Here is an 18,137-nt window from a genome sequence, read left to right on the forward strand (position 1 = left end):
TAGGAGAGCGATAAGCTCTCTTTTTTTGTGGCTATTTTCAATAAATTAGATAATAAAAACACCATAATAAAAACAAAAATAACAAATAAAAGACCAGAAAAAGCAATTCAAACCATCGTTTTGCGTTAAAAATAGATCTATAATGAGTTTGTAAGCGATATCATCACTTTTTTTTAAGAGTATTTCAGTGAGTTTGATAATAGTGATTACTCTATTAAATTGATAGTGATGATAAAAGTTATTATTTTTGTTATTAAACCAAATTAGAGTCGAATTGAAGAGAGGGGTCGTAAAAGCATGAAAAAAGGCAAAACAATGATGGGCTTGATGGCACTGACACTTATGGCAGGATTGTTTAGCGGTTGTTCCTCAAACAACAACACCAACAATGAAGGCGCTAAAAACACAGGAAGCAATGGATCCTCAACAGAGGCGACGGCAGCTCCGGCTGATGATGCAGCAGCCAAGGATATTAAAGGGGATATCACGGTTATTACGCAAAGAACGGATATTGTTGATACCGTATTCAAAGAGTATGCGGCTAAGTTCAATGAGAAATATCCTGATGTAAAAGTAAACTTTGAAGCGCTTGCTACTTACGAAGATCAAATTAAAATTCGCATGAGCACTAGTGACTATGGCGACGTTCTGTTGTTACCTACAAGCATAGCTATTAAAGATATTCCCGATTTCTTCGAACCACTGGGTACACTCGAAGATATGCAAAAACAATATACAGGTGTGGAAGAACGAGCAGTAGACGGAATGGCTTACGGAATTCCAATGACCATCAACTTTAACGGTATTATTTACAACAAACAAGTCTTTAAAGATGCCGGGATTACAGAGGTTCCAAGAACGCCTGAACAATTCTTAACTGCTCTGCAATCTGTTAAAGATAAAACGAAAGCTGTGCCTCTGTACACAAACTACGCAGCTGGCTGGACATTGACCCAATGGGAAGCGGATCTGGCTACAGTAGCTGGTAACCGTGATTATGTGAACATTGGTCAAGTGGCTAGCGACGATAACTATGTTCCAGGTCAACCTCACTATGAGCTGTACAAAATCCTGTACGATGCAGCACAAAAAGGTTTGATTGAAGAAGATCCGACGACTACAGACTGGGAATCTTCCAAAGCGGATCTGGCTAACGGAAAAATCGGCACGATGGTTCTTGGATCTTGGGCAATCGGTCAAATCAAAGGTTTAGCAACGAATCCAGATGATGTTGGCTTTATGCCATTCCCTACGAATGCAGATAAAATCCTTGTACCACTTGCTGGTGACTACAATCTGGGTGTCAGCGTTCATAGTAAAAACAAAGAAGCTGCTAGAGCTTGGGTGGATTGGTTCATTAACGAATCTGGCTACCCAACGACTGAAGGTGGCGGTATGAGCCCGGCTATCGGTGCAGAGCTTCCAGAAATTCTGAAACAATATGAAGGTACTGAAGTAACCTTTGATACACTTGCAGCTGCTAAAGCCGGTGAAGAAGGCTGGTCTGATGAAATCGACAAACAAGCCGAAATCGGTGCTTGGCAACCAGACTTCAAGAAACGGATTATTGAAGCCGCAATTGGCAACAGAAAAGAATCTTATGATGACATCATGAAGGACCTCAACGACAAGTGGAAAGCCGCTCGCGCTAAAGTCACAGCACAGTAACAACTATAAGCTTTCTTAAATGCTATAGGCGGTAGTGGATGTGGGAGGGGATATGCTAACGGGCATTTCCCCCTTCACATTTAAACGAGTCATAAATAAATGAGGATGCTTTTCTGGAGGTGTATCGGGTGTTCAAGTTTTCGAATTTGAGTTACAAAAATCAACGGATTGCCATCATATGCTTGTTCTCATTAGTGCCGATCGTATTACTACTCACGTTTGCGTATTATCCAGTAATCAGTATGTTTCGGTACAGCTTCACCAGCTGGAATGGCCTAAGTAAAAATATGGAGTACGTTGGGTTAGAAAACTACAAAACCATTTTTACGAAACCGGAGTATTTTTCCGTATTTAAGGTCAGCTTGTATTATTTCTTCACTACCTTTATTCAGATGGCACTTGCTTTGTATTTTGCAACCATTCTGAGCTTTAGTGTTCGCATGAAAAATTTATTCAAAGGGATTTTGTTCTTCCCAACCTTGCTAAACGGTGTAGCGATCGGCTTTATCTTTCTGTTCTTTTTCAAACCAGATGGAACGCTAGATACGATTCTTAACCTGCTCGGACTCAGCGGTTTACAGCAGAAGTGGCTGCTCAATCCGAACTTGATTAACTTCTCGCTCGCAGGTGCGTCACTGTGGAGATACATGGGGATGAACTTCCTGATCTTCCTTGGGGCTATTTCCTCGATCGGTTCGGATATTTATGAAGCTGCTGAGATTGATGGTGCAAACAGATGGCATCAGTTTATGCATATTATTTTGCCAAGTATTAAACGTATTCTGCAATTGAACCTGATTCTTGCGGTCAGTGGCGCCATTGGTGTGTTTGAAATTCCATACGTCATGACAGGCGGATCTAACGGAAGTAGCACATTTGTTATTCAGACAGTCGATGTAGCGTTCAAATATAGCAAAGTTGGATTAGCGTCAGCGATGGCCGTAGTTTTGCTGGGTATCGTTATAGTAGTTACTATTTTGCAGCGCGTTCTGATCAAGGAGGAGAAATAAACTATGCATTCTGTAAAATATACCACTGCTAGTATATTCAAATATCTCACCTTGATTTTGGGAGCACTTGCAGCATTGATACCTATCGTAGTTGTATTTTTTGCCTCATTAAAAACAGGGCCGGAATACGCTTCAACCGGACCGTTAACGCTGCCAGAGAATTGGCTGAATTTCTCCAACTACACTAAGGCTTTTGTTGATGGCAAAATGCTTCTAGGATTTAAAAACACTGTCATTATCGTTGTGATCTCTATCCTGGGTGCAACGCTGACGGGCTCAATGATGGCTTATATTTTATCCCGGTTTAAATTTAAAGGCAGTAAAGTTCTCATCAGTATGTTTCTGATTGCTACCCTGATTCCGGGTGTTACAACGCAAGTGGCAACCTTCCAAATCATCAATCACTTGGGCTTGTTTAATACCAGATGGGCACCCATCGTGATGTACCTCGGTACGGATATTATCGCTGTATATATTTTCATGCAGTTCCTGGATTCGATTTCCGAGTCACTGGATGAATCCGCGATGCTGGACGGGGCTTCGTATTGGACGATTTATTGGAGAATTATTTTGCCACTGCTGAAACCGGCAATTGTAACAGTAATTATTGTGAAGGGCGTAAATATTTATAACGATTTTTACACTCCTTTCCTATATATGCCGAAAACAGATCTCCAAACGATCTCCACAGCACTCTTTAAGTTTAAAGGTCCATACGGATCGCAGTGGGAAGTAATATGTGCGGCGATTATGATCGCGATTATTCCGACATTGGTTGTGTTTACCGCGTTGCAAAAGTATATCTACAATGGATTTTCACAAGGTTCCGTTAAGTAAGCTTAGTAGTAGATTTCATAGCAGTACTAGATAAAATAGCAAACTGAAAAGTTGCATACATTTGGAGGGAATACTAATGAGTGAAGTGAAATTGGTTGGAGCAAGTGCGATTAACATCCCGAACATGCCTTGGCAGGATAAGCCTGCTGGCTATGAGAACCCGATTTGGAGACATAATGATAACCCGGTTATCAAAAGAAATCCTGCAAAAGGAGTAGCCCGTATTTTTAATAGTGCGGTAACTGCGTTTGAAGGTAGTTTTATCGGAGTATTTCGTGTAGAAGATAATACAACGCGTCCGCATTTGCGCATGGGACATAGTGTTGACGGTCTAGATTGGGAAATCGATGATGAGCCGATCCGATTTATAGATGAAGAAGGTAACTCTTATCAGCCGCGTTATGCTTACGATCCACGTCTGGTTAAGGTCGAAGATACATTTTATATTATCTGGTGTACAGATTTTTACGGCGCAGCTATCGGTGTTGCTAAAACGCAAGATTTCAAAACATTTACCAGCTTGGAAAATCCATTCCTGCCCTTCAACCGGAACGGTGTATTGTTCCCTAGAAAAATCAATAATAACTTCGTGATGTTGTCCCGTCCAAGTGACAGCGGACATACACCATTCGGTGATGTATTCCTTAGTGAAAGCCCTGACTTTGTATATTGGGGTAAACACCGCCATGTCATGAGTAAAGGTGGCCAAGGCTGGTGGCAAAGTGTCAAGATTGGCGGCGGACCTGCACCGATTGAAACTACAGAAGGCTGGTTGATGTTCTACCATGGCGTTACTGGTACCTGCAACGGTCTTGTATATAGCATGGGTGCAGTTATTTTGGATATAAACGAGCCTTCGAAAGTAAAATATCGCTCGAAAAATTTTGTGCTAACTCCTGAAGAATGGTATGAGGAAAGAGGTTTTGTGAATAACGTTTTGTTCCCATGTGCCACTCTGCATGATGCAGAAACGGGCCGTATCGCCATCTATTATGGCGCTGCTGATACTTATGTAGGCGTTGCATATACAACCGTTGATGAAATCGTCAACTATGTCATCGACACCCATGAAGAGGTTGGCGATGATGCGGGTTTAGGTAAAATTTAATAGGGTGAACAACCTTTGAGGAACAAGCTTTAGGTAGAGTGAAGTTGGGCAGATATTTGGTGGCTGAGCAGCGTTCGAAAAAAGTGTGCGGCGTGTAGTGTGCTGTATTTTGTGTGCTGGGTTCTGCACGTTGCGCGCTTTGTGTTATGTGTTATGTGGCTTGAGCTTTTCATTGCATTCTCTGCAATAGAAACTCTCGTTTTCGTCTGAAAAATAGAATCTATTGCACTCTCTGCAATGGATTTCCGCAAAAATCACTCTTATGCTCATTTTCGCTCGAACTGATTGCACAAAGTACAATAGAACACCGACTGATGCTCATATGGAGAGATTCTATTGCACAAAGTGCAGCCAAAGAGCAACGAGTGAGTACTATGAGCTCATTCATGAGACGCCAGTATGTCTAGGCTAAAGCCGCTAGTTGCACAAAGTGCACTTAAACTAACCTGTTTGGTGGTGTTTAGTGTAAATAGTTGCACATTGTACACTTATTTCAGGCGATTTTGCCCCGGAAACCCCGCTGTGAGCAATTTTAGTTGTATAGAATGCAATTAAATGAACAACACAACTTACTTAGCTGTAATAGTTGCACAAAGTGCAACTAGCGAGCTCTTGTTATTAGTAGAAACTAACGGAAAACCCACATAAGCGGGTTTTCCGTTTCCATTGTTTTTTAAGTGAAAAAACCTTAAGGAGGACCTTAATATGGGAAACGACATGACATTGTCACAATTAAAAAAATATAACGGAAGCAGCCCAAAACCAGTCGACTTTGACGCATTTTGGGAGCGGGCTTTGCATGATCTGGACGCCCAGTCACTAGATTATGAACTAGAGCCTGCGGAGTTCGTCAGCGAGCTGGCGGAATGTTTTCATCTGTATTTTACCGGCGTTGGCGGAGCAAGAATCCATTGTAAATATGTAAGACCGAAGAAAAGGGGTTCAGAAAAAGGTTCTGGTGTCGTGATGTTTCATGGATATTCCTGTGACAGCGGGGATTGGATGGAGAAGGTGACTTATGCGGCCCATGGAATTAGTGTCCTTGCGATGGATTGCCGGGGACAAGGCGGACTTTCCGAGGATAATCTTACAGTAAAAGGCACAACCATTCGTGGACATATTATTCGCGGCATTGACGATCCAAATCCGGACAACCTTTACTATCGTAATGTGTTTCTGGATACAGCACAGACTGCTCGAATATTGATGTCTATGGAAGAAGTTGATCCAGCACGAGTAGGTGCTTTTGGTTTATCTCAAGGCGGAGCACTTACTGTAGCTTGTGCAGCATTAGAGCCGCGTGTGAGTATGGCCGTTCCTGTGTATCCGTTTCTTTCAGATTATAGACGGGCTTGGGAGCTTGATATCACTACGTCAGCTTATGAGGAAATTAACTATTATTTCCGCTTTTTTGATCCCCATCATTTACGTGAGGACGAGATTTTTAATAGACTGGGTTACATCGATATTCAGAATCTCGCGGAGCGAATTCAAGCCAAAATGTTGTGGGTTACAGGGTTATCCGATGTGATTTGTCCACCTTCAACGCAGTTTGCCGCGTACAACAAAGTACTAGCGCCCAAAGAGCTTATGGTTTATTATGAGTACGGTCATGAGTATTTGCCATATCTTTCCGATCGGGTGTTACAAATGTTCATGACCTTGTAAACGATAAGCCAGTAGGCATAACAGACGACAACGGTGGTGAATGATTAGATGAAAGTACAAGTGAAAAAAGAAAAAAGACGATTCCAGCTGCATCCATCCAAATCCATTGGGGTGCGGCTTTTTCTCATCTTCTTTGTTTCGACGATGGTGCTCGTGCTCTCTCTCGGCTACACTTCCTATTCCGTAGCTGAGCATACGATCGAGACGAATGCGCTGTCAGCCAATCAACAGACAGTCGTTCAAACTGCTGAGAAGTTTGATGTGGAATTGTTACGTTATGAGGATGGTCTAGGAAGAATCTTGTACGACAATGAAATTCAAAATGCACTCAAACAAGGGAATAATCCCACTACAAGTAATGAGGAACGTAAGGTACTATCTAACCAGATTAGTGCGCAGCTAAATGATTGGCTCACGGCATCAAACGGTGTGGAGGCCGTATACCTTATTCCGATGAATGAAGGTTTTCCAATTTCTTCGGCGGGTACAAAAGATAGCGCTTTTATTGAGAGTTTCAGAGAATCCTCATGGTTTAAGCAGCTAGAGGAGAAGCCACAGAGTGTATGGATTCCACGTGAATTACAGGGCCAGGAAGGAAATACGTCAGGTGTTTTCCATTTGGCCAAATCGATTGCCGGTGATTCTAAAAGCTCAGGATACATAGTCATTAACGATATTAGAATTAGCGAATTAGAAAATCAGCTTCGTAAAGTGGATCTTGGAACAAGCTCCTACATGCAATTGCTAACGAATAAGGATGAATTGATTGCCTCCTCCCAGCAAGTGGGGACGGATACATATTTGAATCTGGGAGGGACGCTTCTGGGTGGTCTGCAGAATACAGCAGGCTCATTGCCAACAAAGGATGAGAAGGGGAAATCTATATTAGCTGTATACGGAACACTAGAAACCTCGGGATGGAGGTTACTTGGTGTTGTACCGGCTGAGAACTTGACGAAAGACGCGCTGCGTATTCTCAAGACTACTTATATTATTGTTGCTGTAGCTGCTGTTATCGCCATTTTAATAGGGTATTGGATGTTCAGAATGGTATCTCGACCGCTGACCAGACTTAAGAATTTGATGTCAGAGGGAGCCGAAGGGAATCTAGGGGTGCGTACGAATATCACCTCACGTGATGAGATCGGTCAGTTATCCAGTTCTTTTAACATGATGATGGAACGAATAACAGAGCTGGTTATCCATACGAATGAAACTGCTCGGAAGGTACTGGAAACCGCCGATGAGCTTAGCGGTGTTTCGCGCAAGACAGCTGATGCAGCTATGGATATTGCCGCGGCCACGGAAGAAATTGCGGGTGGTGCTGGCAGTCTAGCCTTGGAAGCTGATCGTGGCAATGAGTTGACGGGGCAAATTTCGGTACAGATGGATTTAGTTAATTCAGCTACTCACGAGATGGATCACACCGCACATAGCATCGGTGAACTCAGTGAGGAAGGCTTCAACAGGTTGAAAGAATTACTTAATGAGACGAATAGGACGGGCCTGAAGACGAATCAGCTTGTGATGAAGGTTAACGAGCTGACAGAAACGGCATCTTCCGTTATGAAGGTTCTTAATGTGATGCAAAATATTACTCAGCAGACAAATATCTTGTCTCTGAATGCCACCATTGAAGCAGCAAGAGCAGGTGAGGCCGGGCGAGGATTCATGGTGGTAGCCGATGAAATACGTCAGCTTGCAGATCAATCGAAAGAGTCTATTGCTGTTGTGGCAGAAATAACAGATACCGTTATGAGAGATATGAACGAGACGGTTGTGGTCCTTTCAGAAGTTGCACCGCTCTTTAATCAGCAAATGACTTCCGTGCAGAGCACTAGCGATATCTTCGTATCTGTGCAGGATCAGATGCAGCATTTTATCGCTCGTCTGAATGCTGTAACTGTGTCGATGGACAGCCTGAGTCAATCGCAAAAGGTTCTATCCGATTCGATGAGCAACGTAAGCTCAATAGCTGAGGAATCATCAGCTGCATCTCAAGAAGTTGCCTCACTTAGTGGAGAGCAACAAAGTGTAAGTGATCATTTGGTAGAGCTTTCTTTGAAGCTGGAGGATGCATCCTTGCAGTTAAAGGAGAAATTATCGAAGTTCAGCGTGTAGGGTAGCCGTAACAGAATACTAAATTAAAGAACCGCTTATTCCTTTTGGAGAAGCGGTTCTTTGTTTTGAGCGGTGACAAGCCAGAATATAAATTTTAGCTTCTGATGTTGCAATGAACATTTTATGGCGATTCTAATGGATGTAGGTAGGACATAATAGGTGTGGAGTCTGCTCAGGAGGGAAGACATTGCGTAATAACAAACATCGGCGTGTATTCAGCGGTCTTCTTATTTTATCTGCGGCTGTAGCCGTGTTGATTCTTAGGCTGGCATGGGTTCAGCTAATTATGAAGGAACAGACGGTTCCTGGAACAAAATATACACTTGCGAAGATGGCGGAAATTCAAAGTGAACGGGAGACTGTACTGGACAGCGGTCGGGGACGTCTGTATGACCGCAAGAATGAGCCTCTTGCGGGGGAAACCATTTGGACGGCGGTTTTTTTTCCACAAGAGGAGATGGCTAAGAAATCTGTGACGAAGGTTGTTTACGAAGAAGCTAAACCCATGCACCGACTGGCGGAGATTCTGGGTGTCAGCTATGAACAACTGTTGAATAAGCGGTCGTCACTTAAAGAACCTTTGCTATGGCCATCTTCAGTGGGAAAAGGACCACTCGCGTTGTCTCAGGCACAGGCAGAAGAAGTGAGTGCACTGGGGATCGACGGAGTAGGCGTGCTTCCTTTCGCACGCAGATATGATGGGATTTCTTCAGGTCGGCAATGGCTAGGCTATTTATCGGAAGCCACTATGCATGCTGGAGCTAAGGCTTCTCCTACGGGTCTTAGAGTTCCTATGACGGGAACGGACGGTTTAGAGAAGACATTAGAGCCTTTGCTTCAAGGGGTAGGACACACGGAAGCATATGTTCAAGTGGATGCGCGTGGGAATCGCCTTCCAGGCAGTCCCATTCAAGTTAAAGCTCCGGGCAATCCTTATTTCCCTCTGTCGTTATATACAACGATTGATAAGAAGCTTCAGGAGGGAATTGAGGAGATTGCGCTCAAATCCGGAATGAAGGAAGGAGCCATAGTGGTGTTAGATACCGGGACGGGAGATATTGAAGCCATGGTATCTTTACCCTTCTATAATCCAGAGAAGATATCTCCGCAAGGCGGGGAGTGGAACAATCGGGCACTCCAGGCTGCCGTTCCTGGATCGATCTTCAAAATCGTTACAGCCGCCGCGGCGTTAGAAGCGGGTGTAACCTCCGCTGACGAGCTTTTTTATTGTTCAGGGCAATTTGAGAAATATGGATTGTCTTGTCTGACAGGAAAAGGACACGGACCCCTTACGCTGGCGCAAGGATTCGCCGTGTCCTGTAATACTGTATTTGCTGCTCTGGCAGAGCGCTTAAGCGGTATCCAGCTTCAATCAACTGCACTGGCGCTAGGACTCGGTAGAGATATCAGCTGGCAAGCCGAGAAAACGCTTGGGTTTCCACTTCTAAAACCACTATCCGGAGAGCAAAAGGGAACCATCTTTACTACCTTACTGCCGGATGACAAGGGAGCCAGGGTACAGACTGCAATTGGACAGCGGGATGTACAAGTCACACCCTTACAAGCAGCTAATCTTATTGTAACGCTACTGCATGGAGGTGAAGTAAGGGCGCCGAGGATTCTGCAGCGAATCACATTTGCGAACGGGCAGAAGCTGGAGGAGCTACCGGGACATCTGTCCCCTTCCTCAGCAGGAAGGATTTCTGAGTCTACAGCCCGCCAGTTACTGTCCATGATGCGCAAAGTTGTGACGGAAGGAACGGGAACCCGTCTACAAAGCACACACTGGCCTGTTGCAGGTAAATCTGGGACGGCACAGACGCTGGTTAAGGGCGTAGCACGCAACAATCAATGGTTTATCGGCTACGGTCCGGTGGATCACCCAAAATATGCTGTATCAGTTGCTGTAGAAAATGTCGCTCCGGATAGTCCGCATCTTGCTATTAAGCTGTTCGGTCAGATATTTGATTTATTATCGTCTTCTACAGAAGCTTGAGGCTCCGGAGGAGTAGCAGTGGCCTTGCCCTTAGATGAAGGCCCATTTGCAGCAAAGGGCGAAATGATAAACTCTTCTTGAGGCAAATAGATCCAGCTCTGAAGATATCCTTGTTGAATTAGTTCTTTGATCAGAATAAGCAGAATCGGCGACAGGATCAGACCGGCCATACCGAAAGCGGATGTGGACAGAATGACGAAGGACAGCATCAGAAAAGCAGACGATACGCCAATCGAATTCCCGGTAATCTTCGGTTCAAGCAGTTGTCTTACAATCAATACAATCACCAGGAGTACGATTAAACCGATTGCTAATGAGGTATTGCCAACAATGAACAGATAGATGATCCAAGGGACTAAAATCGTCGTTACACCAAGGAGTGGCAAGACATCAAATACAGCACAGATAAGCGCCATAGTGATTTCGTTACCGGTCCTTAGTATGAATAAGCCAACCAATACGATAACAAAGGTAATGCTGATCAGAATAAGCTGGGCTTTTAAATAAGAGCCGATGGCTTTAAAGACGTTGCCCTGCAAAAAAGCGTAAGCAGTTTTAAATGTTTTTGGCATTTTGTCATGGGCAATCTTGCGCCAATCTTTAATCTCCATACTAAGGAAAAATGCTAAAATAATGGCGATCCCAAAATTGGCCATGAAGGAGGAAAAGGATCCGAGCACACCGACCATATATTTTAGAAAAGTAACAAGCCATCCAGTAAGAACATTCGTGGCATCTTTAAAGTAGCCATTCACTTTATCGGTAATATCCGGCGGCAAGCTTTCGATTTTTTGCTGAAGGTAGGTTGTGGATTCCACGAAATGTTGTTGCACCACATATGTATACTTAGGAAGATTATTTTGAAAGTGAAGCGCTTGGATGGTGACCAATAGCCCAGCGCCAAATAACGTACCCAGAAGAACGATTAAGAACAGAAGCACTGAGATCGCTGAAGCGAATGGTTTAGCAAGCCCCCGTCGGTTCAAGAAACGGGCAAGCGGTTCAATAAGCAAAAATACAAAAAAAGATAGGAATACAGGTGCAGCTAACTGATACAATTTACTGAAGGCGAACATAACCAGATAGACCGTGAGGACAATTAATCCAATGTCGAAGAACGTGCGCCAATATTTTTTGTATAACGGCAGCATAGATATAAACAACTCCCTTTTTTAATAAGTTGATAGGTCAGCTTGAATACATTGTACATGATTTTACCTGAAAACCGTCTATTTCTTTGATACATGTGTTAAAATAGGGGGTAACGTATTTTTTATCTAACTTCACTTGGCCGTATCACAGGTTCTGCTTGCAGACGTAAGGCGAGCCAAAGTCAACTCTGGAAAAGCGAGGAATTCATATGCAGACTTTGCTGCTCTGGTTATTTTATATCTCATCTTTTTATGCTTTTATCCCGGGTATGATTAGCCGCATTTTTGGTTACCGTGTCTTTCGTAAAGGAACTGGGCGAAATGAGTTCGCGTTGACCTTTGATGATGGACCTGACCCTCGATTTACACCGTTACTTCTGGATTTATTGAAGAAGTATGATGCAAAAGCAACCTTTTTTGTAGTAGGATCTAACGCTGAACGTTATCCGGATCTTATTAGGCGGATACATGAAGAGGGACATCTTATTGGAATTCATAATTATGTTCACAAGACGAACTGGCTCATGCGGCCCGCAACCGTTCGTCGGCAGATTCAGCGCACGAATGATATTATCTACAACATAATAGGCGAGCGTAGTACTTATTACCGTCCACCTTGGGGGATTGTCAATTTGTTCGATATTTCCAAGCGTCGCCAAGTTGAAATTGTTCTATGGTCGGTAATGTTTGGAGATTGGCGTGAGAAGCTTGGTGCGCAGCGTCTCACTGAGAAGATGCTGGCGCGATTGAATCCCGGTGAAGTGATGCTGCTGCATGATAGTGGCACAACGTTAGGTGCCGATCCGGACGCACCTGAGAATATGCTTGTAGCCCTTGAACTGACGCTGCAGGAGGCCCAAAGAAGAGGACTGCGCAGTATTCGAGTGGATGACATGATCAAGATGGCGGAGAAATCACCGATTCGGCGTTTATCCTTTGGTAAACGAGTACTGGTCGGACTCTGGTTGGCTTGGGAGCAGGTATTCCAAGTAATGTTCCAGATCAAGACGATTAACCCGGCCGATCCATTCATGCATTATCGAATGCGTAAATATCAGGGAGAGCCTGTTGAACTTGGTGATGGAACCTTGCTGAGTAAAGGTGATAAAGTCATTGAGCTGCATATTGATAACAGGCAATTATTCGAGTTAGGTATTCATTCTCGTTCTTCTGCTCAACTTGCGATTCGAATGATCCGGAGAATGGAGAAAGGGTTGCCAATGCTGGCAGAAGTTATTGCCGAAGATGTAAACCTCGCGCAAGCCAAAGCACTTTATGGGGTTAGTATGATTAACCGTGGGCCAGAGAAATTCGGCTTTAGTGTACATGATTTGCCCGATGGCATATTCGCACGCTCCACCAAGTTTTACTTAAAGATCCTGTTAAGTGTGATTCATCCAGATGGTGGTGCTAGGCTCAAGGAGCGTAGTGAGGTCCTTGTACCGAAGCTAATCCTGATGCCTGTCTCAGAATTACTCAAGAAGATGAATAAGCAACTGCCTCATGATGAAAGGTCAGTAAGAAAACGTAAACCGCAGCAAGAAGAAGCGTTGTCACTTAATGATTCACTCACAGAAGTGGAATTGCCAGGAGCAACAGTAACGAATTGATTCATGATATTATTTAGTCTTATATAATGAAACGTAATATAGATGCCTCACAAACCAGAAATGGATTGTGGGGCGTTTTTTCTTGTGCCCAATAAAAAAGAGCAGTCCGACCATAGATTATCTAAGGTAGACTGCTCTTGTATGCTAGGAACAACTAGAACTCGGATTTGCTAATTAAATCTTCAGTACTGCACCGTTACTTGCGTTGGTAACCATTTTGGAATAGCGAGCCAGGTAACCAGTCTTAACTTTAGGCTCAAACTCTTTCCAGCCCGTACGGCGAACCGCCAATACTTCTTCGTCAACCAGGAGTTCAATCTTGCGATTGTTGAGGTCGAGTTCAATGATGTCGCCATCTTCAACAAAAGCGATCGGGCCGCCTTCAGCAGCCTCCGGAGAAATGTGCCCGATGCTAATTCCGCGGGAAGCCCCCGAGAAACGTCCGTCTGTAATCAGACCAACCTTAGCACCAAGACCCATCCCCACGATTTGCGATGTAGGAGCTAGCATTTCCGGCATTCCCGGTCCACCCTTTGGACCCTCATAACGGATAACGACTACATGGCCTTCTTTAACCTTACCGTTAGCGATACCTTCGAGTGCGGATTCTTGGGAATCAAAGCAGATCGCAGGACCTTTGTGATATCCACCAACAGAAGCATCTACTGCACCTACTTTAATGATGGAACCTTCAGGAGCCAGGTTGCCGTAAAGTACGGCGAGACCGCCTCTTTCGGAGTAAGGGTTATCGATTTTATGAATTACGGAAGTATCTTGGATTTCATGTCCGGTTACGTTCTCGGCTAATGTTTTGCCGGTAACCGTCATGCAGTCTCCGAACAGAGCACCCGGTTTCTTAAGTAGTTCATTTAATACGGCACTAACGCCGCCCGCGCGGTCTACATCTTCAATGAAAATATCGGAAGCCGGAGCCAGCTTAGCCAGATAAGGAACACGGTTAGCCACTTCGTTAATGCGTTCAAGCGGATAATCGATACCAGCTTCTTGAGCAAGTGCAAGGGTGTGCAGCACCGTGTTAGTGGAGCCGCCCATTGCCATATCCAGCGCAAAAGCGTTATCGAGGGATTCTTTAGTTACGATATCTCTTGGTTTAAGGTCTAACTTAATCAATTCCATCAGTTGAGTAGCAGATCTGCGTACAAATTCTCTGCGCTCATCAGCTACAGCTAGGATGGTACCATTACCTGGCAATGCCAGTCCAAGTGCCTCTGCCAGGCAGTTCATGGAGTTGGCCGTGAACATTCCCGAACAAGATCCGCAGGTAGGACAACCGAATTGTTCTAATTCAAGCAATTCAGCATCGTTGATTTTGCCTACTTGGTGAGCACCTACGCCCTCAAATACCGAGGTAAGGGAGAGCTTTTTACCTTTACTATCTACGCCGGCTTTCATTGGACCGCCGCTTACGAACATGGTTGGGATATTAACACGCAGTGCGCCCATCATCATACCCGGTGTGATTTTATCGCAGTTAGGGATGCAGACCATGCCATCGAACCAATGCGCCGAAACTACAGTTTCCAAGGAGTCAGCGATGATCTCACGGCTTGGCAGTGAATAACGCATACCGATATGTCCCATTGCGATACCGTCATCAACGCCGATCGTATTAAATTCAAAAGGAACGCCGCCAGCTTCACGAATCGCTTCCTTAACGATCTTACCGAACTCTTGAAGATGCACATGACCTGGAACAATATCAATATAGGAATTGCAGACCGCAATAAACGGCTTTCCGAAATCTTCTTCTTTTACTCCGGCTGCACGCAGGAGACTACGGTGTGGAGCACGGTCAAAGCCTTTTTTAATCATGTCTGAACGCATTTTCTTAGCTGCCATATTGACATTTCCCCCCTAAATAAATTGCAATGAAATATAGTGTCGCATTAACGCAATGAACTCCAAAGACCTGCGTATATACGGTTTATAGAATGAACGGGGACGAGCTTCCTAGAGAAGAAGGGCGAAGCCGATTCTATAAAAAATGCCGCTGTTTTGGTATAAACGGTTCCCGCTTTAATGAACGGAGAAGTCATTGTTATTAGTGAGTCTATCACAAAGAGCACGTTTTTTCTACCGGACAATGTGAAGTTTCTCATGAGGAGACCGGCCTTAAATAGTATAAAAAAACCTATCCGCAAGGGGATAGGCCACTTATAATGAGCGCCTTAAGGCAACACGCTGCAGGGTGATCATCCAGCCAACGGGGGGCTCAACAATAGGATGCATCAGCCTTTTTACACTTGGTTGGGCTAAGAGAATGGTCAGTAAGATTGCAGAAAGCACCAATAACATGGCACCTAAAGAATGATTGATATAAGAGTACAGGCCAGAAACAGCGGCAAAACGAACGATAAATCCGTGAAGTAGAAAAACATATAACGTACGGGAGCCCCAGTCAGTCAGCCGGCTAAGCGAGTAAGGAATCCATCCCATAAACGCTAGTGCAGCAGTGATTTGTAGCCCGTAAACGCCCAGACGATAAATTCCAGCGTACCATTCTTGAAGCCCAAGCTGCATGTAGGTCATACTTCCGTAAAGCCAGCCTATCGGCAACTCTGATCCCCAAGATGCAAACAGAAGGAATAGAAGGATGGAGACTGCGGCAGCGGTAATTTTAATCCATTTTTGAAAAAAGCGAGAAAAGAACTGGAATGAAAAATGATAACCTAATACGAAGAATGGCAGGTATACAAAAGTGCGGCTAATGCTTAACCATACGCCATCAAGCTGTAGGTATCCAACGGCAATTCCAGCGGCGACAGCAAAAATGAATTGAGTGGAAGGCGCCCATTTACGCATCCCGATCATCAGTATACGCCAGAAGGCATGACTTGCCAGGAACCATAAGAGCAAATAGGGGGCGAAAAAGGAATGATGGATACCCTGCACCTGATATATGGTGGCGTCCAGCACAGAGTAGAGGCTTTGAAAAATAATGTACTGCAATCCGATTTGCATGATAATGCGACGGCCTTGTGTACCCGTAAGGTGTTTATTGGCAAAAAAACCTGTAACGAGCACGAAGAGCGGCATATGAAAGCTGAAGATCCACATATATAAGCTATGCAAGCTGCTCATTGAGCCTATCAATGGTTCTATGGCGTTTCCAACGATTACAGTAACAATGAGAACAAAACGTGAATTTAGAAAAAAGGTCTTTCCAGGCGTGTCTAGCGAGTTTTCCCCTACCATGACTTCCCCCCAAAGATGCTTGATGCTTTAATTTTAAAATACAAGATTTTATTCAATTGAATTGTGAATTAACTCACTATTGAAAGCGTTATCATGAGTGCCAAATGTGGCGATGTGTTGAAGGTTGTTAGAACAGTGGGTTTCTACTATAATTTTCTTATATGCAGTAACATCCGGGAGTGGAGCATGTTGAAGAAAAGAATAACTAAGCGTCGTATTGGTTTAATTGTACTAATCATTCTTGTTGTAGCCGGATTGCTGTTGTGGAAATATTTAACTCCGTATGCACCGGCTGAAGAAGCCGAAACTGCACTGATTTCAAGCGGTGGAGTTACAGTTGAACAGAATGAAAACTGGATTTCGTTCGAACCCTCCATTACTAAGGGGGCCTCGATCATATTTTACCCTGGAGCTCTGGTGAAACCAGAAGCTTACTCCCCACTGGCGAAGGGCATTGCTGCTGCGGGGCATCCGTTCTACATCGCTAAAATGCCGCTTAATTTAGCAGTAACAAAGGGCGATGCTGCAGAAGAGATTATTCGTGTGCATCCCAAGCAATCTTTTGTTCTAGGTGGGCATTCGCTTGGGGGTGTCATGGCGTCACGTTATGCGATTGAGCATGCGGACCAGCTGGAAGGTGTGTTTTTCCTGGCTTCTTATCCAGATGAAAAAGGTAGTCTGCGTGAGACTACTTTGTCAGTATTGTCGGTAGTGGGTACAGAGGATCAGGTTATTGACAGAGACAGCTACAACAAAGGACGTTCCTATTTGCCGGATAATACGGTTTATAGTTCAATCGTCGGTGGAAATCACGCTCAGTTTGGAAGCTATGGACCACAAAAAGGAGACGGGAAAGCAACCATTTCCGAAGAAGAACAGCAAAATGACACTGTGCGAGCCATGCTGGATTGGCTTGGGAATATCAGGTAGTCTTCGGTCTTTCCAACAAAGGGAGGATACTTATGCCAGAATTACAGATTAACGATGAATGCATACCCTGTTCAGGAATATTGTTCGACAAAGATGGCACGTTATTGGATCTATTAGCCACTTGGGGGAATTGGGCCGAGCTTGTACTATGTGGAATGGAAAATCAGCTTGCGATTATGGGAACTGATTTTATCGTGGATCGGAGTAAAGTGCTAGGTACCCAGTATGATGCTGCAGGAAAATTGATTGGTTATGATCCAGCAGGGCCGCTCACCATGGCTACAGAAGAAGAAAGTTATGGTGTGCTTGCATGGCAGCTGTATGCTGCGGGTGTTCCTTGGAATGAAGCGTTGACCCGTGTAAAGAGTATAGCTAAGGACGCTATGTATGAATTACGCAAACGCCGCACGGCACAACCTCTAGAAGGGCTTCTTCCTTTTCTGGAACAGTGCGCGGCTGCGTCACTCAAGCTAGGGGTGGTTACCTCAGATGGCGCAAAGACCACTCAGGAGCATCTGGATTGGCTTGGTATTGCTCATTATTTTCATTCGGTAGTTACAAGAGACAGAGTATTAAACGGAAAACCCGCACCTGAAATGGCTGAATTAGCCTGCCGGGAGCTGGGGCTGTCTCCTGAAGTGACGATTATTATTGGTGACAGTAATGCAGATATGCAATTGGGTAAAGGTGCAGGCTTACGCCTCGCCGTTGGAATCTCCAACATGGGTGATGGAAATCACTTGATTGACGCAGATGTGATTATTTCTAGCTATAATGAGCTAAGGATTACCTACTGATCAGCATACTAATGGAAAGGATGTG

General features: G+C 44.3%; 13 protein-coding genes. 10 read left to right on the forward strand and 3 right to left on the reverse strand.

Translation table 11 applies throughout. The annotated features are described in order from the left end of the window. The first annotated feature begins 297 nt into the window (after positions 1 to 297). The 7 genes from NST34_RS07925 to NST34_RS07955 all read left to right on the forward strand — a co-directional run bounded on the left by NST34_RS07925 (position 298) and on the right by NST34_RS07955 (position 10,408). Positions 298 to 1,668: an ABC transporter substrate-binding protein gene (locus tag NST34_RS07925; RefSeq protein WP_042186107.1), complete on the forward strand. Its 1,371-nt coding sequence runs from the start codon at positions 298 to 300 to the stop codon at positions 1,666 to 1,668. A gap of 128 nt (positions 1,669 to 1,796) precedes the next feature. Beyond that, the gene (locus NST34_RS07930; RefSeq protein WP_042186108.1) at positions 1,797 to 2,678 is read left to right on the forward strand and encodes a carbohydrate ABC transporter permease; all 882 of its coding nucleotides are present in this window, start codon (positions 1,797 to 1,799) and stop codon (positions 2,676 to 2,678) included. Between the two features lie 3 nt (positions 2,679 to 2,681). Further along, a complete protein-coding gene (locus tag NST34_RS07935) occupies positions 2,682 to 3,515 on the forward strand; it encodes a carbohydrate ABC transporter permease (protein WP_042186110.1) in 834 nt (277 codons plus the stop codon). 76 nt (positions 3,516 to 3,591) lie between these two features. Continuing rightward, positions 3,592 to 4,623 carry a glycoside hydrolase family 130 protein gene (locus tag NST34_RS07940; protein ID WP_341127522.1) on the forward strand — a complete coding sequence of 344 codons (1,032 nt, stop codon included), beginning with the start codon at positions 3,592 to 3,594 and terminating at the stop codon, positions 4,621 to 4,623. A 705-nt stretch (positions 4,624 to 5,328) separates the two neighbouring features. Continuing rightward, positions 5,329 to 6,291: an acetylxylan esterase gene (locus NST34_RS07945; protein WP_149645799.1), complete on the forward strand. Its 963-nt coding sequence runs from the start codon at positions 5,329 to 5,331 to the stop codon at positions 6,289 to 6,291. Between the two features lie 48 nt (positions 6,292 to 6,339). Next, on the forward strand, positions 6,340 to 8,412 hold the full coding sequence (locus tag NST34_RS07950) for a methyl-accepting chemotaxis protein (protein WP_076300035.1): 2,073 nt from the start codon (positions 6,340 to 6,342) through the stop codon (positions 8,410 to 8,412). A 187-nt stretch (positions 8,413 to 8,599) separates the two neighbouring features. Continuing rightward, positions 8,600 to 10,408 (forward strand): peptidoglycan D,D-transpeptidase FtsI family protein, encoded by a 1,809-nt coding sequence (locus NST34_RS07955; RefSeq protein ID WP_341127523.1) that lies wholly within the window; start codon positions 8,600 to 8,602, stop codon positions 10,406 to 10,408. On the opposite strand, the gene NST34_RS07960 is transcribed toward NST34_RS07955, so the two are convergent. Then, positions 10,369 to 11,559 carry an AI-2E family transporter gene (locus NST34_RS07960; RefSeq protein WP_341127524.1) on the reverse strand — a complete coding sequence of 397 codons (1,191 nt, stop codon included), beginning with the start codon at positions 11,557 to 11,559 and terminating at the stop codon, positions 10,369 to 10,371. The genes NST34_RS07955 and NST34_RS07960 overlap by 40 nt on opposite strands. 209 nt (positions 11,560 to 11,768) lie before the next feature. Here NST34_RS07960 and NST34_RS07965 point away from each other — a divergent pair, with 209 nt between their 5' ends. After that, positions 11,769 to 13,169 (forward strand): polysaccharide deacetylase family protein, encoded by a 1,401-nt coding sequence (locus tag NST34_RS07965; protein WP_076284250.1) that lies wholly within the window; start codon positions 11,769 to 11,771, stop codon positions 13,167 to 13,169. Positions 13,170 to 13,343: 174 nt separating this feature from the next. Here the strand turns inward: NST34_RS07965 and ilvD are convergent, their stop codons facing one another. Beyond that, positions 13,344 to 15,029: a dihydroxy-acid dehydratase gene (gene ilvD, locus NST34_RS07970; RefSeq protein WP_076284249.1), complete on the reverse strand. Its 1,686-nt coding sequence runs from the start codon at positions 15,027 to 15,029 to the stop codon at positions 13,344 to 13,346. A gap of 315 nt (positions 15,030 to 15,344) precedes the next feature. After that, the gene (locus NST34_RS07975; protein WP_341127525.1) at positions 15,345 to 16,385 is read right to left on the reverse strand and encodes an acyltransferase family protein; all 1,041 of its coding nucleotides are present in this window, start codon (positions 16,383 to 16,385) and stop codon (positions 15,345 to 15,347) included. A 186-nt stretch (positions 16,386 to 16,571) separates the two neighbouring features. On the opposite strand from NST34_RS07975, the gene NST34_RS07980 reads away from it, so the two are divergent. Beyond that, the gene (locus NST34_RS07980; protein ID WP_076284247.1) at positions 16,572 to 17,315 is read left to right on the forward strand and encodes an alpha/beta hydrolase; all 744 of its coding nucleotides are present in this window, start codon (positions 16,572 to 16,574) and stop codon (positions 17,313 to 17,315) included. Between the two features lie 32 nt (positions 17,316 to 17,347). Beyond that, on the forward strand, positions 17,348 to 18,112 hold the full coding sequence (locus NST34_RS07985) for an HAD family hydrolase (protein ID WP_341127526.1): 765 nt from the start codon (positions 17,348 to 17,350) through the stop codon (positions 18,110 to 18,112). Positions 18,113 to 18,137: the final 25 nt, after the last annotated feature.

The sequence above is a fragment of the Paenibacillus sp. FSL H7-0714 genome (assembly GCF_038003765.1).
In the GTDB taxonomy this organism is placed as follows: Bacteria; Bacillota; Bacilli; order Paenibacillales; family Paenibacillaceae; genus Paenibacillus_AQ.